Source organism: Luteitalea sp., from assembly GCF_044337415.1.
Classification (GTDB): domain Bacteria; phylum Acidobacteriota; class Vicinamibacteria; order Vicinamibacterales; family Vicinamibacteraceae; genus Luteitalea.
In genome coordinates this window covers 29,193-49,015 of record NZ_JBIINP010000020.1, presented here as the reverse complement: position 1 = coordinate 49,015, position 19,823 = coordinate 29,193, and the positions used below count along the sequence as shown (strand labels likewise).

15 protein-coding genes are annotated in these 19,823 nt (G+C 68.9%); 6 read left to right on the top strand and 9 right to left on the bottom strand.

Annotated features, from left to right (window positions below; all coding sequences use genetic code 11):
• The first annotated feature begins 253 nt into the window (after positions 1-253).
• The 3 genes from ACIRDX_RS05885 (at position 254) to ACIRDX_RS05875 (ending at position 3,413) form a co-directional block, all read left to right on the top strand.
• Positions 254-1,297 (top strand): hypothetical protein, encoded by a 1,044-nt coding sequence (locus ACIRDX_RS05885; protein ID WP_396624478.1) that lies wholly within the window; start codon positions 254-256, stop codon positions 1,295-1,297.
• Between the two features lie 157 nt (positions 1,298-1,454).
• Positions 1,455-1,856, top strand: coding sequence for a gamma-glutamylcyclotransferase (locus ACIRDX_RS05880; protein WP_396624477.1), 402 nt, complete (start codon positions 1,455-1,457; stop codon positions 1,854-1,856).
• Between the two features lie 186 nt (positions 1,857-2,042).
• Positions 2,043-3,413, top strand: a complete 1,371-nt coding sequence (locus tag ACIRDX_RS05875; protein ID WP_396624476.1) for a M20/M25/M40 family metallo-hydrolase — start codon at positions 2,043-2,045, stop codon at positions 3,411-3,413.
• Positions 3,414-3,603: 190 nt separating this feature from the next.
• Here ACIRDX_RS05875 and ACIRDX_RS05870 read toward each other — a convergent pair whose 3' ends face one another.
• Positions 3,604-3,966 (bottom strand): PilZ domain-containing protein, encoded by a 363-nt coding sequence (locus tag ACIRDX_RS05870; RefSeq protein WP_396624475.1) that lies wholly within the window; start codon positions 3,964-3,966, stop codon positions 3,604-3,606.
• A gap of 86 nt (positions 3,967-4,052) precedes the next feature.
• On the opposite strand from ACIRDX_RS05870, the gene ACIRDX_RS05865 reads away from it, so the two are divergent.
• On the top strand, positions 4,053-5,546 hold the full coding sequence (locus tag ACIRDX_RS05865) for an aldehyde dehydrogenase family protein (protein WP_396624474.1): 1,494 nt from the start codon (positions 4,053-4,055) through the stop codon (positions 5,544-5,546).
• Positions 5,547-5,753: 207 nt separating this feature from the next.
• Here the strand turns inward: ACIRDX_RS05865 and ACIRDX_RS05860 are convergent, their stop codons facing one another.
• The 4 genes from ACIRDX_RS05860 to ACIRDX_RS05845 form a co-directional block, all read right to left on the bottom strand.
• Positions 5,754-8,906 carry a TonB-dependent receptor domain-containing protein gene (locus tag ACIRDX_RS05860; RefSeq protein ID WP_396624473.1) on the bottom strand — a complete coding sequence of 1,051 codons (3,153 nt, stop codon included), beginning with the start codon at positions 8,904-8,906 and terminating at the stop codon, positions 5,754-5,756.
• Positions 8,907-9,184: 278 nt separating this feature from the next.
• The gene (locus tag ACIRDX_RS05855; protein ID WP_396624472.1) at positions 9,185-10,600 is read right to left on the bottom strand and encodes a TolC family protein; all 1,416 of its coding nucleotides are present in this window, start codon (positions 10,598-10,600) and stop codon (positions 9,185-9,187) included.
• Complete coding sequence (locus ACIRDX_RS05850) at positions 10,600-11,952, bottom strand: HlyD family secretion protein (protein WP_396624471.1); 1,353 nt, start codon at positions 11,950-11,952, stop codon at positions 10,600-10,602. Before ACIRDX_RS05850 ends, ACIRDX_RS05855 begins: the two co-directional genes overlap by 1 nt.
• Entirely contained in the window at positions 11,949-14,102 is a 2,154-nt protein-coding gene (locus tag ACIRDX_RS05845) for a peptidase domain-containing ABC transporter (RefSeq protein ID WP_396624470.1), read from the bottom strand. Before ACIRDX_RS05845 ends, ACIRDX_RS05850 begins: the two co-directional genes overlap by 4 nt.
• A 244-nt stretch (positions 14,103-14,346) precedes the next feature.
• On the opposite strand from ACIRDX_RS05845, the gene ACIRDX_RS05840 reads away from it, so the two are divergent.
• Positions 14,347-14,718: an ArsR/SmtB family transcription factor gene (locus ACIRDX_RS05840; protein ID WP_396624469.1), complete on the top strand. Its 372-nt coding sequence runs from the start codon at positions 14,347-14,349 to the stop codon at positions 14,716-14,718.
• Here the strand turns inward: ACIRDX_RS05840 and ACIRDX_RS05835 are convergent.
• Positions 14,707-15,399 (bottom strand): TRAP transporter TatT component family protein, encoded by a 693-nt coding sequence (locus ACIRDX_RS05835; RefSeq protein ID WP_396624468.1) that lies wholly within the window; start codon positions 15,397-15,399, stop codon positions 14,707-14,709. The two genes, ACIRDX_RS05840 and ACIRDX_RS05835, sit on opposite strands and share 12 nt — an antisense overlap.
• A 40-nt stretch (positions 15,400-15,439) precedes the next feature.
• On the opposite strand from ACIRDX_RS05835, the gene folE reads away from it, so the two are divergent.
• Positions 15,440-15,985 (top strand): GTP cyclohydrolase I FolE, encoded by a 546-nt coding sequence (gene folE / locus ACIRDX_RS05830; protein WP_396624467.1) that lies wholly within the window; start codon positions 15,440-15,442, stop codon positions 15,983-15,985.
• Between the two features lie 167 nt (positions 15,986-16,152).
• Here folE and ACIRDX_RS05825 read toward each other — a convergent pair whose 3' ends face one another.
• From ACIRDX_RS05825 to ACIRDX_RS05815, 3 genes are all read right to left on the bottom strand, one after another.
• Positions 16,153-16,776, bottom strand: coding sequence for an LON peptidase substrate-binding domain-containing protein (locus ACIRDX_RS05825; RefSeq protein ID WP_396624466.1), 624 nt, complete (start codon positions 16,774-16,776; stop codon positions 16,153-16,155).
• A 54-nt stretch (positions 16,777-16,830) separates the two neighbouring features.
• Positions 16,831-18,075: a VWA domain-containing protein gene (locus ACIRDX_RS05820; RefSeq protein WP_396624465.1), complete on the bottom strand. Its 1,245-nt coding sequence runs from the start codon at positions 18,073-18,075 to the stop codon at positions 16,831-16,833.
• A 179-nt stretch (positions 18,076-18,254) separates the two neighbouring features.
• Positions 18,255-19,787 carry a magnesium chelatase gene (locus ACIRDX_RS05815; protein ID WP_396624464.1) on the bottom strand — a complete coding sequence of 511 codons (1,533 nt, stop codon included), beginning with the start codon at positions 19,785-19,787 and terminating at the stop codon, positions 18,255-18,257.
• Between the last annotated feature and the right edge of the window lie 36 nt (positions 19,788-19,823).

Below are 19,823 nucleotides of genomic sequence, written 5' to 3'. Positions count from 1 at the left end.
CTGGAACAGTAACCGGGACGGGGAGCGGGGAGCGGGTCACGGGAAGGGCTGGAGTGTCGGCGGTGGACTATCCAAGGTGATACCGCCCGCCACCCGCCACCCCGCTACCCGCTACCCGCTACCCGCTACCCGATACCCGCTCCCCGCTACCCGGTACCCCGCCCGTGCGGTTCGTCCCACCCCACCACCCCGTCCATGGAACCTCGGGGGAGCCGGGTACGTTACAGTGGCTATACAGGGAGTTGATCCTCCGATGAGCACCGCAAAGACCCGCTACTTCCTCTTCGGTTCGGCCGCCATTCTCACCGCGGGCCTCGCCGCCGGCACCGTCGCCTACATGGGCGGCATGCCCCGCGCGCTCGCCAGCAACACGGGACCCGATGAGCTGTCGCTCGTCCCTGCCGGCGCGGCGATGGTCGCCTACGCCAACGTGCAGGGCGTGATGACCTCGGAGTTCCGCCAGCGCCTCAACACCCTCATGGACAACGAGGGCAAGGGCCGCCAGGAGTTCCAGGAGCAGACCGGCATCGACGTCGAGCGCGACATCGACGCCGTGATTGCCGCCATGAGCCCCGGCGCCGAGGGCGCCACCGGGCACGGCAGCGGCTTTGTGGCCCTCCGCGGCCGGTTCGACATCGCGAAGATCGAGGCGCTCGTCACCAGCAAGGGCGGTCAGCTCACCGACTACAAGGGTGCCCGGCTGCTCGTGGCCCCCGAAGACAAGGGCGAGTCGCCCCGCATCGCGCTGGTCAACGCCGGCCTGGTGATCGTCGGGTCCGACTCGGCCGTCAAGGCCGCCATCGACCGCAACGCGGGCGAGGGCACGGCCAGCATCACGAGCGACGGCGAGTTCGTCCGGATGCTCGAGAGCGTCGACCAGAACTCGACGGTCTGGGCCATCGGTCGCCCGCAGGTGCTCGGCGCCTCTGTCGGGGCAGACCCCGGCGTCCAGGTGCTCGGCCAGCAGATGCCCGAGGTGAAGTGGTTCGCCGCCTCTGGCCACCTCAACGGCGGCCTCACGGCCACCATCCGCGCCGAGGGCAAGGACGACGAGGCCGGCAAGAACATGCGCGATGTGGTCCAGGGCGTGCTGGCGCTGGCCCGCCTCCAGCTCGAGTCCAAGCCCGAGTTCAAGCCGCTGCTCAACACGGTCAGCGTCGAGGGCACCGGCAGCGGCGTCGCGGTCCACATGACCCTGCCCGCGGAGATGCTCGACGTCATCGTGAAGCAGGCCTCGGCCGTGCACGGCGAGCACCTCAAGCAGCTGCACGACAAGCACCGCACCGCCGAGAACTGAGCGCGCGTCCACGCACGCCACACACACGCGGGCCGGCCCGAGGGCAACCTCGGCCCGGCCCGTAGCTTTTCTGCTAGACTTCGAGATTCCCGGACATGCCATACGCGGCTGCAAGCGGCCTTCCCTCGCTCGCACCCCCCTCCGGGAACCAGGCATCGTGAGCACGGCTGCGTTCTTCTACGGCACCCTCATGACGGGCTTCGACCGTCGCCGCCGGGCAGGCATCGAGGGCAAGCTGCGCCACCGCCGCCGCGGCTGGATCCGCGCCTCCCTGTACGACCTCGGCATCTATCCAGCCGCCATCCCCGATCCCGACGGCTGTGTGTGGGGCGAGGTGTACGACATGGACGACCCCGCAGGCGTGCTGGCAGCGCTCGACGAGATCGAGGGCTACCGGGAAGGCCATCCCGAGCAGAGCCTCTACACCCGCCACCTGTCGCCGGTGCAGCTCGATTCAGGCGAGACGCTCGAGGCGTGGGTGTACTTCTACAACGCCCCCCTCGGCGGCGCACAGCGCGTCCCGTCTGGCGACTACCTGCAGCACGTCCGCGCCCGCTGACCCCCGCAGCGCCTCGCGCGACCGTCTGACCGTCTGACCGTCGACCTCGAGTCGGCGGGACCCGGCGCACCACGCCCGCTCCCCGATACCCGATACCCGATACCCGATACCCGATACCCGATACCCGGTACCCCGTACCCGGTACCCCGTACCCGGTACCCGGTCTCTATGGGTAAGCTTGCCGACATGCGTGTTCGCCTTGCTCTTCTGGCGTCGTGCCTGACGCTCGCCTCCGCCCTGCCCGCCGCCGCCCAGGACGCCGATCCCCGCATCGAGCGCGTGGTCGCGCAGGTGTCCCCCGACCGGCTGAAGGCCATCGTCGAGAAGCTCGCGTCCTTCGGCACGCGCCATACGCTCTCGAGCCAGACCGACCCGGCTCGCGGGATTGGCGCGGCAGCGCAGTGGATTCACGACCAGTTGGTGGCCGCCAGCCCGCGCTTGCAGGTCGCCTTCGACGACTACGAGATCCCGGCCCAGGGCGACCGGATCCTGCGCGACGTACGCATCCGCAACGTCGTGGCGATCCTGCCTGGGACGTCGCCCCGGAGGGTCTACGTGAGCGGGCACTACGACTCCGTGGCCCGGCCCGAGCGCCCGGCGGCCGCGCCGGCCCCGGCGTCGGGCAGCCCGCGTCCGGCGTCGGCCAATGGTGGGTTCGACTGGGCCAACGGCGACCTCCCGGCCCCCGGCGCCAACGACGATGGCAGCGGAACGGCGGTGGCGATGGAGGCGGCGCGGGTGCTGGCGCAGAGCGGGCTCGAGTTCGACGCGACGCTCGTGTTCGTGGCGTTCGCCGGCGAGGAGCAGGGCCTGATCGGCGCGCACCTGCACGCGCAGAAGGCCCTCGCCGAGCGCGTGGCCATCGACGCCGTCTTCAACAACGACATCGTCGGCAACTCGCGGGGCGGCAACGGGATCGTCGATGCAGAGTCGGTGCGCGTGTTCGCCGAAGGGCCGGAGGACTCCGGGTCGCGGCAGCTGGCGCGCTACATCAAGCGGACGGCGGCGCGGTACGTGCCGTCGCACACGGTGCGGCTGATCGCGCGGCACGACCGGTTCGGGCGGGGTGGCGACCATACCGCGTTCAACCAGCGCGGGTATACGGGCGTGCGTTTCAGTGAGGCCAACGAGGACTACAGCCGCCAGCACCTCGTCGCCGACACGCCGGACGGCGTCGACCCCGTGTACCTGGCCCGGAACACGCGGGTGAACATCGCCGGGGTGGCCGCCCTCGCGATTGCGCCCGCAGCGCCCGTGGTGACGACCGAGCGCGGCGCCCCGATGCTCGACCGCAACCCGAGCGGCTACGACGCGCGCCTTCGCTGGAAGGCGTCGGCCGGCGCAGCCGGCTACCGGATCTTCTGGCGAGACGCCGGCGCCGGCGAGTGGCAGTTCGAGCGCCACGTGGGCAACGTGACCGAGATCGTCCTGCCCGATGTGTCCATCGACGATCACGTCTTCGGCGTGGCGGCCGTCGGCCCCGCCGGCCACGAGAGCCTGGTGGCCGCCTACGTCAATCCGCCGCGAGGGAAGGTCGAAATCAGGACGAAGCAGTAATTCGGAATTCGAAGTTCAGAATGAAGCGCGGGGCGCACATCGCCACGTCCGGGAACGGAGGAGCCAGGCGGTCGATGGCGTGCCATGCAGCTGCCCGAAGCCGCCGAGGGCCACAGGCGGCCGGCGACAGGCGATCTTTGGTTGAGAGGAGCTGTGCCGTACCCGGTACCCTGTACCCGGGACCCGGCCCCTAGTGAATCTCGCCGTGCTCGGCGGTGATCACCTGGCCGCCGACGCGCTCGAGGAAGCGCTCGATGGCCAGGCGCGCCATCGGTGGCACGTCCAGGAACTCGATGCCCGAGGTGTAGACCACCAGGTGGTCGTCGAGGGCGCGCACGCTGGCGTGGCACACCCGACCCTTGAGGACCACCGTCTGCTCGCCCAGGTTGAGCCGGAACGCCCGCACCGAGTTGACGCGGAGCGGCTCGGGCGTCTCGACTCGGGCGCCGAACGCCGACAGGTCGCTCACCGACAGCGGCCGATACACGGTCACTTCGCCGCTGAGGCCGTTGGGCAGGGGGATGCGGGGGCGCTGGCGCTGTTCGATGGACATGAGGCGTCGGAGGCGGCGGCCGGGGGCACCCGCTCATTGCCGGGAATCGGCAGGCGGATGACCGGGCTGCAGCCTAGAATAGCGCCGTGGCGCACACCTTCACCAACTACATCGACGGCCAATGGGTCCCGGCCCGCTCCGGCGCGACCTACGAGAACCGCAATCCGGCCGACAGGGACGACCTGATCGGCCTGTTTCCCCAGTCCGGGGCCGAGGACGTCGCCGCGGCGGTGGCCGCCGCGAAGAAGGCGTTCGCGTCGTGGCGGCTGGTCCCTGCGCCCGGGCGGGCGGAGATCCTGTACCGGGCCGCCCAGCTCTTCAAGGAGCGCAAGGACCGGTTCTCGGACGACATGACCCGCGAGATGGGGAAGGTCCTGGCCGAGACGGCCGGCGACGTCCAGGAAGCCATCGACATGAGCTACCTCATGGCGGGGGAGGGGCGCCGGCTGTTCGGCCAGACCACCCCGTCGGAGCTGCGCAACAAGTTCGCCATGTCGGTCCGGCAGCCCATCGGTGTGTGCGGGATGATCACCGCCTGGAACTTCCCGATGGCCGTACCCTCCTGGAAGATCCTCCCGGCGCTGGTCTGCGGCAACACGGTCGTGTTCAAGCCGGCCGAGGAAGCGCCGCTCACGGCGATCAACTTCGTGCAGACGCTGATCGACGCCGGCCTGCCGCCGGGCGTGGTCAACCTGGTCATGGGCGACGGCCCCGGCGCCGCCGCGCCCATCGTCGAGCACCCGGACGTGTCGGTCGTGTCGTTCACGGGGTCCACCGAGACCGGGCGCCGCATCAACGAGACCTGTGCGCGCACGTTCAAGAAGGTCCACCTCGAGATGGGCGGCAAGAACGTCATCCTGGTGATGGACGACGCGAAGCTCGAGCTGGCGGTAGATGGGGCGGTGTGGGGCGGGTTCGGCACGACGGGGCAGCGCTGCACGGCGGCGAGTCGCGTGGTGGTCCACGAGAAGGTGTACGACCAGTTCCTCGAGCGCTTCGTGGCGCGGGCGCGGCAACTCGTGGTGGGCGACGGCCGGCAGGACGGCGTGCAGATGGGGCCGTCCATCCACGAGGACCAGCTCGCGAAGGTGATGGAGTACGTCGCCATCGGCAGCGCCGAGGGGGCGCGGCTCGTGCTCGGCGGCTCACGGCTCGCGGAGGGCGCCCACGCGCGCGGGTGCTTCCACGAGCCGACGATCTTTGCCGACGTCACGCCGTCGATGCGGATTGCCAAGGAGGAGATCTTCGGGCCCGTCGTGTCGGTGATCAAGGTCGGCTCGCTCGACGAGGCGATTGCCGTGGCCAACGACGTGGCCTACGGCCTCTCGGCGGCCATCTACACGCAGGACATCAACAACGCCTTCACGGCGATGCGCGATGTCTACACGGGCCTCTTCTACGTGAACGCCCCGACCATCGGCGCGGAGGTGCACCTGCCGTTCGGCGGCGTGAAGGCGACCGGCAACGGGCACCGTGAGGCGGGCGGCGCGGCGCTCGACGTGTTCAGCGAGTGGAAGTCGATCTACGTCGACTTCAGCGGCAAGCTGCAGCGCGCGCAGATGGACACGGAGCAGGTGTAGGGGGCACATTCCTCATGAGTCATGCCTCATGCCTCATGCCTCATGCCGAAGGACGAAGGACGACGGCCGAACATGAAACAGAAAGGGCCCGGCGGGAGTTCCCACCGGGCCCTTCGTGTGTGTCCTGACTAGAACTCTGCCGAACGTCCGTGAGGACGTTCGGCAGTGAGCGTTGCCAGCCGAGGTCGCGGAGCGACCGGAGGCGGGCTAGAACTGGAACTTCAGGCCGAACCGCACCGTGCGGATGCCCTGGAAGGAGTTGGCCATGCCGTAGGCCGTGTCCTTGCGCTGGGGCGCCGCCGGGTTGTTCAGGTAGGCGTTGTACTGATCCGTGATGCCGTTGGTCAGGAGGTAGTTCAGCGCCTTCGGTTCGTCGTCGATGTTGGCCGGGAGGCCGAGGGTGCCGAGCGACGGGTTCACGCCTGCGTTGTTGCTGTAGAAGCCGAGCACGTTGGCCTCGTTGAACAGGTTGAGGATGTTGAGCTCGAGCGACACCGAGCGGCTGCCGAAGCGCATCCGGTGCGAGAGCATCAGGTCCGTGTTCGTGAACATGGGCGTGCGGCCCATGTCGTTACGACCGTAGGCGACTGCCGCGGCGTAGAACGTGTAGAAGGTCGTCTGCGGCGTGCCCGACTGGAACGTCGTGAAGGCCGCGATGTTGGTCGACTGGCTGCCGCCCCAGTTGAACAGGTACGAGCCGAACAGGTTCAGCACGTGCGGACGGTCCGTCGCCAGCACGCCGTTGTCCGGGGCGCCCGACGTGGTGAAGCCCAGGTGCGGCAGGTCGAAGAAGCGGTTCACACCGGGTGAGGTGCGGCCGTTCTCGTCCGAACTCGCGAGACCCGAGTAGTTGCCCTGGAGCTTGCTGTAGGTGTAGGCCGCCGTGAACTGGAAGTTGTTGGCGAACCGGCGCTCGAGGCGCGTCTCGAGCGCGTCGTAGATGCGCTCGGGCGTCGTCGTCTTGGCGTAGCCGAACTGCTGCGCCGTGGAGGCGTGCAGGCCCCGGCCCGGGTTGCCGATGATGTACGCCTCGGAGCCCTCGGCCGTGGGGAAGCCGGCGTCCTCGATGGCGTTGTCCACCGTCTTGCGCGTGTAGCGGACGCTCACCAGGTAGGAGCTGAAGAGCTCGCGCTCGAGACCTGCGGTGTACTCGGTCTGCGTGAAGGGCTCGAGATCCGGGTCCACCTTGCCCGTGTAGATGTCGGCGTTCGGGTCGTTGGACGCGATGCGGTAGTCGTACTGGCAGCGCGAGAGTCCAGAGCCACCGACGATCGGGCACTTGCCGCCCATGACGTCCGTGTTGTTCCCCAGCACGCGGCTCAGCGTGTAGTAGTTGTAGTTGGCGTTCTGCGGGAAGATCTCGAAGTAGTCGACCCGGTAGAAGTCACCACCGAACGAGCCGCGCGGCAGCTCGAACTTCAGGCGGTCCTGGAAGCGGTTGAACGAGCCGAACAGCTTCGTGCGGCCGTCACCGGTCAGGTCATAGGCCACGCCGAGGCGCGGCACCACCTTGTCGCCCCAGCCGAAGTTGATCGGCGGCGCGTAGCCGTTGAAGGACGGCAGGTCTTCCTTCTCCATGCGCACACCTGCGTTGATCGTCAGGCGGTTGGTCGGCTGCCAGCGGTCCTGGAAGTAGATCGAGTTGGCCGTGTTGGCGGCCGCACCGACCGTGCCGAAGCGGAGCGCGAGGCCGGCACCGATGGCGCCCGGCGTGTCCGGGTCGTCACGACCCGTCAGGTCGTTGATCGAGTAGCCGTAGTACATGTCGATGCGGCCGAGGTCTGCGTAGCCGCGGTTGACGTCGTTGGCCACGCGCGAGTACTGGTGGCCGACCTTGAACTCGTGACGGCCGGCAAAGCCGTCCACCAAGAACGCCGCGCTCGAGTCCACGGTCCAGCGCTCCGAGCTGTCCTCGGTCACCTGCGAATTGCCCGACGGCAGGTTGTCGAAGCCGAGCGAGCAGCCCGCGCCGGTCGGCGGGGCGGCGCCCACGCAGCGGAAGCGCGTCTCGTTAGGGATCATCTGCGAGTTCAGGCGCTCGTTGAGGTAGCCCCGCGCGACGCGCGAGCTCAACACCACGCGGCTGCCCGGCGTCCAGGTGGCGCCCACCGAGAAGTTGTTGCCGTCCTGCTTGCCGCCCTGCTTCGAGGTGAGGTCATTGCCCGTGAGGATGCCCGTCGAGCCGCCGAAGTTGACCGACGGCGCCGAGTTGCCCAGCGAGATCTGGCTGTGCGGGAAGAGGCCGTCCTCGATGTACGGGTTGTAGGTGTAGGTACCGGTCAGGCGCAGCGTGTTGAGCGGCTGTGCGTCGACGCGGCCCTGGAAGTACTCGGCCTTGCGCTGACGCTCGTAGGTCGTCTCGCTCGTCTTGGTGCGCGTGCGGGGATCGGACGTGAAGTACTCGGTCGTGCGCTCCTCGTTGAAGATCTGCGGCGAATAGCTGGCGAAGAACCAGGCCTTGTCGCGCAGGATCGGACCGCCGAGGCCGAACGCCGGGTAGTAGTTGCTGTACTTGTCCGTCTTGTCGTTCAGGTACTCGTTCACCTGGACGAAGTTGGCGCCCGTGCCGCTGCGGAAGCGGTTGAGGCGGCCGCGCGGGTCACCGTTCAGGCCATCGGTCTCGATTTCCACGCCGGCCATGCCACGGAACTGGTTCGTGCCGCTCTTGGTGACCACGCTGATCACGCCGCCCGTCGCCCCGCCGAATTCGGCGTTGAAGCCGGACGTCTTGATCGACATCTCCTGGATGAACTCGAACGGGAGGTTGTTGTTGACGTTCAACACGCCCGTCCGGAAGTTGCTGGTCTCGAGCCCGTCGATCACGAACGAGTTCTCGGAGCCGCTGGCGCCGTCGATCTGGTACTGCCCGCTGAGGGGTTCAGCGCGGGCTGCCGGCGAGAGCTTCAGCAGGCTGCCCATGTTGGTGCCCTTGGGCAGGTTCTCGATGGCCGCCGCCGTCACGTTGGTCTGGATGGTGGTCTGCGCCGTGTCCACGCGGACCGCCGACGCCTCGACCGTCACCTGTTCGGCCACGCCGCCCACGCTCAGCGACACATTGAGCATGGAGGACTTGCCGATCGCGACCTGCAGGTCGTCAACCACCGACGTCTTGAAGCCCTGCAGTGTGGTCGTGAGCCGGTACGTACCCGGGGGCAGCGCGGCGAAGGAGAACTTACCCTCCCCGTCGGTCACGGCCATTTGGTTGACCGCCCCACCCTCGATCTTGACGGTGGCGCCGGGGATGGCCGCATTTGAGGTGTCGACCACCGTACCCTCGATGCGGCCCGTGGTTTCCTGGGCGAGCGCCGGGGTTGCGCAGAGCACCGCGGCAAGCAGCACCCAGAGTGCGCGACGAATCATGTCCTACCCTCCTGAAGTCCGCGACCCCACCTAATGTGGGGGCGACGTCCGCAAGGGAAAGGAAGCCGAATGGAACTTATGTGCCGGCTCGTCCCTTCCGTGGGACGGAAAGGCAGTTGCACGGTGTGTACCGGATCGCCGATGTGATGGAAACGTGACTATTTGCGATATTCCGGCGGGATCAGTTCATCAGATCCATGATGATGGATGACGGGTATTCAAATTGTTGAACCAAGGGCGGGGTGAGGTGGCGCTCTGCAGGGACAGGGCGGCCTGTGTCAGGGGCGCCCCACCAGCAGTCCGAGACGAGCGGTGGCCACGTCGTAGGCGACGCGGGCCTTGTGTGCCTCGGCCGTGGCGCTGATCTCCCGGAAGGCGGCATCGGCGGTCGCCAGTTCACGGAGGTTGACCAGGAACTGGGTCGAATCACCTAGCGTGAACTTGTCGCGTTCGGCCTGTTCCAGTTCCCGTGCGACGCCGACCTCCATGCGCACCACCTCGACCACCTCCAGCGCCGCCGCCAGCGCGCTGGCCGCGTCCTCGACCTCCGCCCGCACCCGGTCGCGGGCGAAGCGCAGTTCGGCATCGAGCCGACCCAGCGCCGCCAACGCCACGCGGGTCTGACCTTTGCCCTGCCGTCGCTGGATCGGCAGTTGGAAGGTGGCGCCGGCATCGAGTTCGGTGCCCTGGAGAGTCCGCGACCCGTCCCCCACGTCCCGCGAGACCTCGGCAAAGACGTCGAAGGTCGGCAACAGCTCGTTGCGCGCCAGTTCGAGGGTGACCTCCTGCTGCTGGCGGCTGAGCACAATCGCCCGCACATCAGGTCGCGACTCCAGCGCCTGGCGGATGTCGGCGTCCACCTGCTCGCGCGTCAGGCGCGGCGGCGGCGGGGCCATGGCCGTCGGCAGGCGGGTCTCGGTCGGCTGCACCATGGTGCCGTCGATCGCCCGGTAGTACAGCGACACGTTGATGGCCTGGCGCTCGGTGCTTCGGCGGGCCGACACCACGCCGCTCTGGCGCTGCAGGATGGCCCGGCGATTGTCGATGCGTTCCACGGGGGCGACCGAGCCGAGGTCGATGGCGTCGGCCAGGTCGCGGTCGCGCACCTCCGCGATCTGGAGCAGCTGGGTGGCCACCGCCTGCTGGCGCCCCGCGGCGACCCAGTCCCAGTACCGGACGGCGGCCTCGCCGAGGAAGCGCAGCCGCGAGGCGGCCACGCGCTGGTCGGCGAGCTGGCGGCCGAGCTCGGTGCGCTCGAGCGCGCCGCGCCGGCTGTCGATGGCGCGGTTGCGCAACAGCGGCAGCGAGACCCCGGCCTTCCACTCGCCGTCGGTCAGGGTCTGCGACTTGCCATCGTAGGGCGCGTAGGTGCCCCGGCCGATGCGGTACCCGCCGAACACGTTGGCGCCCGCGAACGTGAGTGGCTGGTACAGATTCACCGACGCACTCTCGTTGTCGTACACGTTCCCGCGGAACATGTCGCCGCCGGCCAGCAGGCGCAGGTCGAACGCGCCCTGGGCCGCCGTGGCCTCGCCCGCCGCGGCTTCCTGCTCCTGCCGCGCCGCGTCGAGCAGCGGGTAGGCGCGGTCCACGGCCGCCAGCACTTCCTCGACCGTCAGGGGCGACTGCGCCCCCGCGGGGCGCGAGGCGCCCACCACGGCCGCCAGCAGGGCGGCCATCACGAACACGCGCATCACTTGGCGCCCTTGACCTTCACGACGTTGCCGTCGCTGTCCTTGCCGTCGCCGTACTCCTCCATCGCGACGACGGGCGGGAAGCCGTTGAACTGCCGCCACAGCTCGTAGCCGAGCGACACGACGTCGAGCAGCACCCAGCCGTTGGCGCGCACGCCCTGGCGGAGGTACTGGGCCGCCGGCCACGGGTCGTCGGCCGGATCGGGCTCCACCAGCACCCGGAACTTGCCCTTCCCATCGTCGGTCGCGTCCACCAGCAGCACGCGCCCGCCGAACGTCCCGACGGCGACCGACGGCCAGCCGCTGAACTGCAGCGCGGGCCAGCCCTCGAACTGCAGCCGCACCGTGCGGCCGGCGCTGACCATGGGCACGTCGTTGCCGTTCAGGTAGAGCTCGACCACCGTGCGCGTGGTCGTCGGCACGATGACCACGAGCGTGGCGCCCGCCTTGAGGAACTCGCCGTTCTGTCGCGCCACGACGCGCCACACGGTGCCGTCGACCGGGGCGGAGACCTTCTGGGTCGACTGTCGCGCGACGCGGACGTCGAGCCGCGTCAGGTCGGCCCGGGCCTTGGCCAGGTCGCTCGCGGCCGAGGCGTGCGACGCCCACGCTTCGTCGATGCGGGTGCCGGCATCGGCACCCGTACGCAGCCGTTCCTGATCCAGCGAGCTCTGCTCGGCGCGGGCGGCATTGAGCGCCGCGACGGCGCGATCCACATCGGCCACGCGCGTTGCCGTCTCGAGCTCGGCCAGTTCCACGAAGCGCGTGGAGGTGAGGCCCTTCTTCGCGAGCGCCCGCTGGCGCTCCAGGTTCAGGTCGGCGGTGAGCTTGGCGGCCTTCGCGGCCGACAACGCCTGGTCGGCCGCCGAGACGCGCTCGCGGGCCATGCGCACGCGCAGGTCCGCGGCTTCGACGCCGGTCACCTGCGTGTCCTTCAGGCCAGAGACGCGCTGCTCGATCGCGCGCATGCGCCGCTCGGTCTCGGTGATGCTGCGCTCGAGCGACTCGCGTTCCTCGCCGAGGCGCTGCATGATTGCCGGGTCGTTGTCGGTGAGGTCGACGAGCGGGTCGCCCTTCTTCACCGGCGTGCCTTCCACGACATACCACTGCGCAATCCGGCCATCGATGGGCGCCTGCACGTTCTGCGGGCGCTCCTCGGGGTTGTAGGCGAGCACGCGGCCCGTGCCCGGGATGTTCTGCTGCCAGGGGGTCACCACCAGCAGCAACGCCCCCAACCCGATGAGCAGGAGCAGCAGGCGCGCCAGCACGCGCGAGGCGCGGGGCGCGTGCAGCGCCTGCAGCGCGACGCGGCCTTCGGTGCGCCACTGGTGCGAGGTCGTCACGGGCTTCATGCGTCCACCTCCCCCATGTCGGGGCGGCCTTCACGGACCTGGCCGCCCTGCAGGGTCACCACACGCGAACAGCGGGCCAGCAGATCGGGCCCGTCGGTGATGCACACCAACGTCCACGGCGCATCGGCGCCGAACAGAATCTGCATCAACCGCTCGCGGTCATCGGAATAGTCGATCTGGTCGAGCACGCCGTCCACGACGAGCAGCCGCGGCTGGCCGGCGATGGCGCGCGCCACCATCAGCCGCCACGCCTGCCGCGACGACAGCGGCCGGGCCGTGGGGTGCAGCTTGGTCGCCAGCCCCTCGGGGAGCGACTGCAGTTCGTCGAGCAGGCCGACGCGGCCGAGGGCATCGTTGACGTCGGCCAGGCTCAGATCTTCGCGCCCGAGCCGTACGTTGTCGATGACCGAGCCCGGGAAGACCTCGATGCCGCGCACCAGCGACACGCACTGGCGGAGGTCGGCCAGCGGGATGTCGCGCGTGTCGTAGCCGTCGAGCAGCAGCGTACCCCGCGCCGGCGCCCGCAGGCCGAACAGGATGTCGGCCAGCGTGCTCTTGCCCGAGCCGATCGGGCCGGCCACACCGAGGCGCTCGCCGGCCGCCACGTCGAGGCGTGCCACGCTGAGGGCGGCGACGTCGCTGTCGGGGTAGCGCACCTGCACGCCCTGCAGCGACAGGGATGCCGGGCCCGATGGCGCCAGCGTCGCCTCGCCGCCGGTGCGCTCGAGCGGCAGGTCGACCAGCGCGCCCAGCTTGTCGATCGCCGCCGCCAGGTCGTAGAAGACCTCCAGCTGCTTGCCGAACTTGGTGAACGCACTGACCATCAGCGCCACGATGAGCTCACTGGCCACCAGCTGGCCCAGGGTGAGCTGTCGCTCGATCACGAGCCAGCCGCCGATGCCGAGCAGCGCCGAACTGGCCACCGCCTGCAGCGCGAACGAGCCGATGATCTGCCGCAGCAGGATCTTGAAGTGCTTGGCGCGATAGATGAGGTAGTCCTCGAGCAGCGCCTGCGACTTGCGCGTCGCGTACTCCGCGCCGCCCTTCGACTTGAAGGTCACCAGGTGCGAGGCAATCTGCTCGAGCCACGCCTCCAGGGCGTACTTGGCCTTGGACTCGCCGATGCTCGTGTAGATGGCGCCGCGCCCGAGCACGAAGACGATGACGAGCATCGCGAGCACCATCAGGACGTCGAAGGCCAGCAGCCAGGGGTGGTAGAGCGCCAGCAGCACCATGCCGATCACGGTCTGCATGACGACGCTCAGGCCGTCGATGAGCAGCAGCGCGGCCGACTTCTGGACCGTCACCACGTCGAAGAAGCGGTTGACCAGCTCGGGCCCGTGATAGCGGTCGAAGGCCTCGGCCCGCACGCGCAGCAGGCGGTGCGTGACGTCGATGGCGGTGCGCGCGAACAGGCTGCGCTGGATGATCTCGACCACGCCGGCGCGCAGCGCGTTGATGGCCGCCGAGAAGCCGAGACCGACCGCCACGAGCAGCGTCAGCACCACCAGCGGCTGCGTCGCCGAGCCGAAGGCGATGGTGTTCACCAGCGACTGCACGGCGATGGGCACCACCAGCGACAGCAGGCCGATGACCACCGAGTAGACGACGGCGACCCACAGCGTCTGGCGCTCGCCCTGGAGCAGGGCCTTCAGCCGCGCGATCGGGTCCATCGGCGTATCGCCACGCGACCGCATCGCCGCCAGCGGGGCGACCGACTCGGCCACCATCCAGCGGACGTGCGCGCTCATGTCCGGCAGCCCGAGCTGCGCGGCCAGGTCCTGGATGCGCACGGTGCGCGGCCGCGGCGAGTTCATCGGGTCGACGACGGTCACGCGTCCGCCGCGCGCGGCACCGAGGACGGCGACGGGCGCGAGGCGGTCGTGACGGGCCCCGAAGGTGACCCAGGGGTGCGTGGGTTCGGCGTCGCGGACGACCTCGTCGAAGGGGCGATCGACGAGGATGCCGTCGAGGCCGACCCGCTGCAGGACCCACACCATCTGGTCGACGGGCGCGTCGGCAGCCCTGGACTCGAGGCGACGGACGGCCGCGTCGAGGTGCTCGGGCGAGGCCTCCACGTGATGGGTCTCGAGCATCCAGCGCACGAGCGCGCGCCACGCGGCCGGGTCGAAGGCGGTGGGGGTGGGCATCAGGTCACTCATGGCTAGGTGTCGTAATGTGCAAACATTTGCACATACAGACATACGTGACATGTAGGACGCATGTCAACCATTTTTGGTCGCCATTCCCGTCCTTCCTATGCATAACCTCAGACGCCAAGGTCATGTCGTTGGCCCTCCAGCGGGGCCCCGCGCCTTGACCCCGGCCCAGCCGGAGGCGTACGCTCGTTTGTGTCCTCACATGCAAATGTCTGCATGTGAGCAACTCTGAGCCATGCCACACCGCCAACTGGTCGCCAAGGAACTGGGGCAGCTCTTCAGCGTCTTCAGCCATCCCGACCGCATCCGCATCGTCGAGGAGTTGCGCGACGGCGAGCGCGACGTCAACGCCCTGCAGGCGGCGCTCGACACCACCCACTCCCGGACGTCCCAGAACCTCGCCATTCTCCGCGCCCACCGCCTGGTGGCCGAGCGACGCGAAGGCCGGCACGTGTACTACCGCCTGGTGAACCCCGACATGGCCCGCTGGGTGCTCGAAGGCCTGCGCTTCATCGAAGCCGATCTCGAGCACGAGCAGCGCCGGCGCTCGGCCATCGAGGAGGTCCGGCAGTTGTGGCAGCCCGAGCCGGGCGGGTCAACGTCGTGAGCTGAGGCCACGCAGGCGTTCGAGGGCCTGCGCCTTGTAGGCGCGGTCCTCCGCCGCGTACTCCTTGTGCACCGGCGTCTCGAGTACCTGCTGGAGCAGGCGTCGCGCCTCCGCCGGGCGCCCCTCGTCGGCATACAACTCCGCGAGGAAGAACAGGCTCACCGTCGACTGCGGGTTGTAGGTCAGGCTGCGGCGCAGGTGCTGTTCGGCCTTCGCGGCGCTGCCCCCGAACAGTCCCGGCACCTTGTGGTACCACCGGCCGAGTGCGCGGTCCGCCGACCCTTCCATGAAGGCCGGATCGATGCCGAGCACCCGCTCGAGGGCCTGGCGGATGCGTGTCCGGTACTTGAGTCCCTGCCGCAGGCCGTACGACTCGGCCAGCGCCCCCATGTTGGCCGCCAGCCAGAAGTGCCCCTCGGGGCGCACCTCATTCAACGAGACGGCATCGGTGGCCGCCGCCAGTCCGGTCTCCAGCCACATGCGGCGCTCGGGCGCCGGCCCCTGCGTCCCGAGGTAGTAGCTGGCGCGCGCCAGCTTCCACGCGGCCACGAAGTCGCGCGGTGCGGCACGGTGCTGCGCCTGGTACTGGTCGGCCGCCTGCCGTGCGGCGACGGGATCCTCACGCCGCGCAAACAGCGCGTCGGCCGACGCCGGAACCTGCGCCACGAGGGTGGCGTCCACACAGAGGGCCATGGCGGCCGCAAGAAGGTAGACTGACGTGATGCAGACTCTCATCCGGTCCCTGCTGGAGCAACTGGGAGAAGATCCTAGCAGGGAGGGATTGCTCAAGACCCCGGAACGCGTCGAGAAGTCGATGAAGTTCCTCACGAGCGGCTATGCCGCCGACATCGACCAGATCCTGAACGGCGCCCTGTTCACCGTCGACTACAGCGAGATGGTGATCGTCAGGGATATCGATTTCTACAGCCTGTGCGAGCATCACCTGCTGCCGTTCTTCGGCAAGTGCCACGTCGCCTACATGCCCAGGACGCAGGTCATCGGCCTCAGCAAGATCCCCCGGTTGGTCGACGTCTTCAGCCGGCGCCTGCAGGTGCAGGAACGCCTGACCAACGAGATCGCCGAATGCGTCCGCGAGGCCATCGACCCGCTCGGCGTCGCCGTGGTGATGCAGGGCACGCACCTGTGCATGGCCATGCGCGGCGTGGAGAAGCAGAACTCGGCGACGGTCACCAGCGCCATGCTCGGCACGTTCCGCAGCGACGCCCGCACCCGCGGGGAGTTCCTCCAGCTCATCCAGCGCACGTAGTCATTCAGAATTCAGAGTTCAGAATGAAGCGCGCGGCCCGCACCGCCATCTGCCGAGAACGTTTCCCGGCAGCCCGCGGGTCTGGGCTCCGGTCGGCAATCGTGACTCCCGCGCAGCGTGGCGGCGCGTCGAGCTGCGCTTCATTCTGAATCTTGAACTCTGAATGGCTAATGTACCTGTCCCGACCCCGACAGCCTGATCAGCAGGCGTTCGAGGATCGGCAGCAGGGCCTGCCCGCGCGTCACGACATCGGGCTTCTCCAGCAACGCCAGCTTCTCGACGATGGGGACGTCGAGCGCCTGGCAGACGGCGTTCACGAGTGCCTGGTCGGTCAGGCCGGCCGGCAGGCGCACCTCGCCGCGGGCCACGGCCGGCAGCAGCAGCGTCTCCACCTGCCTGCGCAGGCGCGTCACGGTCGGGCGATGGCCGTCGGCATCGGGCTCGCGGTGCCAGCGCACCCGCGCCAGTCGGTATGGCGTACCGGCGTCGCGCTCCTGCTCCACCTCGAAGCGCGCCACGCCCTGCAACACCAGGTTGTAGCGTCCATCGTCGAGTCGCTCGTGGTGGACGATCGTGCCCGCGCAGCCCGTGGCGTAGATCGGCGGCGTGCCCTCGTACTCCTGCTGCCAGCCCTCGCGCAGCACCGTCATGCCGATCAGGCCCTGACTGGCGAGGGCCTCGCGTGTCATGGCGCGGTAGCGCTCCTCGAAGATGTGGAGCGGCAGGAACACGTCGGGAAACAGCACGACGTTGGAGAGCGGGAAGAGGGGAATCTCGTCTGGGAGGGTCATCACACCGCACCACGTTGACAGCCGGCACCCGGCACCCGGTACTCGGGACCAGGTTCAATGCACCGTGCGCGTCTTGTTGTTCATGTAGTCGGTCAGCACGTACTGCCCCAGCGTCATCGGCGTGGTGAAGTACGCCTTGCCGTGACAGATCTGGGCGACGCGCCGCACGAACGCCATCAGCTCGTAGTCGCGCGCGAGCATGAACGTGTTGATCATGATGCCCGCCTTGCGGCAGGCCGCGACCTCCGCGAACGTCTCCGACACGATGTACGGGTCGAGGCCGAAGGCATTGCGGTAGATCTGCCCGTCGGGGCGCGTGATCGCCGACGGCTTGCCGTCGGTGATCATCACGATCTGCCGCATGTCCTTCTTCTGGCGCTCGAGAATCCGGCGCGCCAGGCGCAGGCCCTCGCGCGTGTTGGTGTAGTACGGCCCCACCCGGACGCGCGCGAGCTGCTCGACGGGGACCTCCTCGGCCGAGTCGTGGAACAGCACGGCATTCAACGCATCGCCGGGGTACTGGTGGCGGATCAGATTGGCCAGGGCCAGGGCGACGCGCTTGGCGGGCGTGAACCGGTCCTCGCCGTAGAGGATCATGCTGTGGCTGCAGTCGAGCATCACCACGGTGGCGCAGGAGCTCTGGTACTCGCCCTGGGTCACGTGCAGGTCCTGGTAGTCGAGATCGAAGCCCTCGCCCGGTCGTGGCAGCCCGTTCCGACCCACCGCGCTGAGCAGGGTGGCGGCCGGGTCGAGGTTGAGCGTGTCGCCGAACTCGTAGGGCTTGATCGCCCCGCCGGCGTCGATGCCCGTCGCCATGTCGCGCGTGTCGTGCCGGCCGGCGCTGCTGCGCCCGAGCGACCCGAGCAGGTCGCGTAGCGCGCGGTACCCGAGGAAGTCGATCCCCTTGTCGGTGACCTCGAACTTCACTGGCGGCAGGTCCTTGCCCTGCTGGCCCCCGCTCAGCGTGCCCTGTTCGGGCTGCGGCGTGAGGTACCCCTGCTGGCCCATGCGGTCGATCAGCTTGTCGAGCAACTGCTCGAGGCCCGACGTACTGTCGCCGTCGGCGGGTTCACCGAGGAGCCGCTCCATCTGCTCGGGCGACAGGAGCCCGTTGGTGAGCAGGGCCTCCATGATCGCGTCGCGCAACTCGTCGCGCGTGTGGCCATGCGCGTTCGGGTCGGGCTCGTACGGGTTCTCGAACCCGCTCGACAGCAGCAGGTCGGACAGCTTCGACAACAGCTGCTCGAGGTCGATGCCCTCGAGGTCGTCCGGGATGAACTTCGTGTACTTGTACTTCATCCGCCTTCGCCACCGTCTGTGCTTGTGGCCGCCGAGCTACGGCGGACGAGTTGCGTGTACGCTGCCGCCTTCGACCTTCGACCTTCGACCTTCGACCTTCTACCTTCTACCTTCTACCTTCTACCTTCTACCTTCGACCTTCGGCATTGCTGCATCGCAGCATCACGGCATTACAAGAATCAGTTGTAATACCGCCCCCCGCCCCCGCCGCCGAACCCGCTGTCGTCGTCATCGTCCTCGCGCATCTGGCGTTCGCGCCGCTTGTCGGCCTTGCCACCGCGCCTGACCGGTTCCTCACCGGCGGTGTACTTGCCGGACTCGCTGCGGCTGATGCGCTTCTGGGCGTGCAGGCCCTCGAGGATGAAGTCGAGGGCGGAGGCCACCACCGGGGCCGGCGCGCCGCCCGGAATGCCGAGCTCCTCGACCAGGTCGGTGAGCCCCTGCACCTTGCGCGTGGCGTCGAGCAGGGTGCGGGCCGAGGCCGTGTCGTCGAGTTGCAGCGATCCGCCCATGTCGAACCACTCGACCACCTGCCGGACGTTGGCCGAGCCGAGGTGCGCCTCGAACACCTGGGCCACCGCAGCCCTGATGATGTCGGCGGCGACCTTGTCGGCGCCCTTCAGCTCGCCCTCGTACTCGAGTTCGAGCTTGCCCGTGATCGCCGGCAGGGCGGCATGCACGTCGGAGACGCGCGGCACCGCGATGCCCTCGGCGTTGAGCACGGCACGACGCTCGGCATTGGAGACCACGTGCTCGAGCACGGTGATCGGCAGGCGCTGGCTCACGCCCGACCGCTTGTCGACCTTCGGCTCCTTGCGCGCCTGGAAGGCCACTTCCTCGACCACCTCGCGCACGTACCGTGGCACGTCGATCTTGTGGCCCCCGGGGATCTCGCGCGCCGTCCACGCTTCCTGCTCCGTGATCGCCACGCCCTCGGCGAGCGTCGCCGGATAGTGCGTGCGGATCTCGGAGCCGATGCGGTCCTTGAGCGGCGTGATGATCTTGCCGCGCGCCGTGTAGTCCTCGGGATTGGCGCTGAACACCAGCAGGATGTCGAGCGGCAGGCGCACGGGGAAGCCCTTGATCTGCACATCCCCCTCCTGGAGGATGTTGAACAGGCCCACCTGGATGCGCCCGGCGAGGTCGGGCAGTTCGTTGATGGCGAAGATGCTGCGGTTGGCGCGCGGCAGCAGCCCGTAGTGCATCGTCAGCTCGTCGCCGAGCGCGAGGCCACTCCGCGCCGCCTTGATCGGATCGATGTCGCCGATCATGTCCGCGATGGTCACGTCGGGCGTCGCGAGCTTCTCGACGTAGCGACGATCGCGCGACAGCCATTCGATGGGCAGGTCATCGCCCGCCTCGGCCACGCGCTGCCGACCGAAGGCGCTGAGGGGCGCGATCGGGTCGTCGTTGATCTCGGACCCCGGGATCACCGGAATCGCCTCGTCCAGGAGCGTGGTGAGCGCGCGGAGCAGGCGGCTCTTGGCCTGGCCGCGCAGGCCGAGCAGGATGAAGTGGTGCCGCGCCAGGATCGCGTTGACCACCTGGGGCACGACCGTGTCGTCGTAGCCGAGCACGCCCGGGAAGATCGGGCCGCCCTCCTTGAGGCGGGCCAGGAGGTTCTCGCGGAGTTCGGTGCGTACCGGACGACGCGCGACCTGTCCGGCCGCAATCGCCTGCCTGAGTGCACCCAGCGTTGTCGGTCGGGACATGGGGCGATAGTATCAGGTCGATTCCAGTCGAGCCGG

Excerpts from the sequence above, each read along its gene's own strand:
- ACIRDX_RS05885 (WP_396624478.1), top strand. The coding sequence starts at position 254 with ATGAGCACCGCAAAGACCCGCTACTTCCTCTTCGGTTCGGCCGCCATT.
- ACIRDX_RS05875 (WP_396624476.1), top strand. The coding sequence starts at position 2,043 with ATGCGTGTTCGCCTTGCTCTTCTGGCGTCGTGCCTGACGCTCGCCTCC.
- ACIRDX_RS05870 (WP_396624475.1), bottom strand. The coding sequence starts at position 3,966 with ATGTCCATCGAACAGCGCCAGCGCCCCCGCATCCCCCTGCCCAACGGC.
- ACIRDX_RS05860 (WP_396624473.1), bottom strand. The coding sequence starts at position 8,906 with ATGATTCGTCGCGCACTCTGGGTGCTGCTTGCCGCGGTGCTCTGCGCA.
- ACIRDX_RS05855 (WP_396624472.1), bottom strand. The coding sequence starts at position 10,600 with ATGCGCGTGTTCGTGATGGCCGCCCTGCTGGCGGCCGTGGTGGGCGCC.
- ACIRDX_RS05850 (WP_396624471.1), bottom strand. The coding sequence starts at position 11,952 with ATGAAGCCCGTGACGACCTCGCACCAGTGGCGCACCGAAGGCCGCGTC.
- ACIRDX_RS05845 (WP_396624470.1), bottom strand. The coding sequence starts at position 14,102 with ATGCCCACCCCCACCGCCTTCGACCCGGCCGCGTGGCGCGCGCTCGTG.
- ACIRDX_RS05840 (WP_396624469.1), top strand. The coding sequence starts at position 14,347 with ATGCCACACCGCCAACTGGTCGCCAAGGAACTGGGGCAGCTCTTCAGC.
- folE (WP_396624467.1), top strand. The coding sequence starts at position 15,440 with ATGCAGACTCTCATCCGGTCCCTGCTGGAGCAACTGGGAGAAGATCCT.
- ACIRDX_RS05825 (WP_396624466.1), bottom strand. The coding sequence starts at position 16,776 with ATGACCCTCCCAGACGAGATTCCCCTCTTCCCGCTCTCCAACGTCGTG.
- ACIRDX_RS05820 (WP_396624465.1), bottom strand. The coding sequence starts at position 18,075 with ATGAAGTACAAGTACACGAAGTTCATCCCGGACGACCTCGAGGGCATC.
- ACIRDX_RS05815 (WP_396624464.1), bottom strand. The coding sequence starts at position 19,787 with ATGTCCCGACCGACAACGCTGGGTGCACTCAGGCAGGCGATTGCGGCC.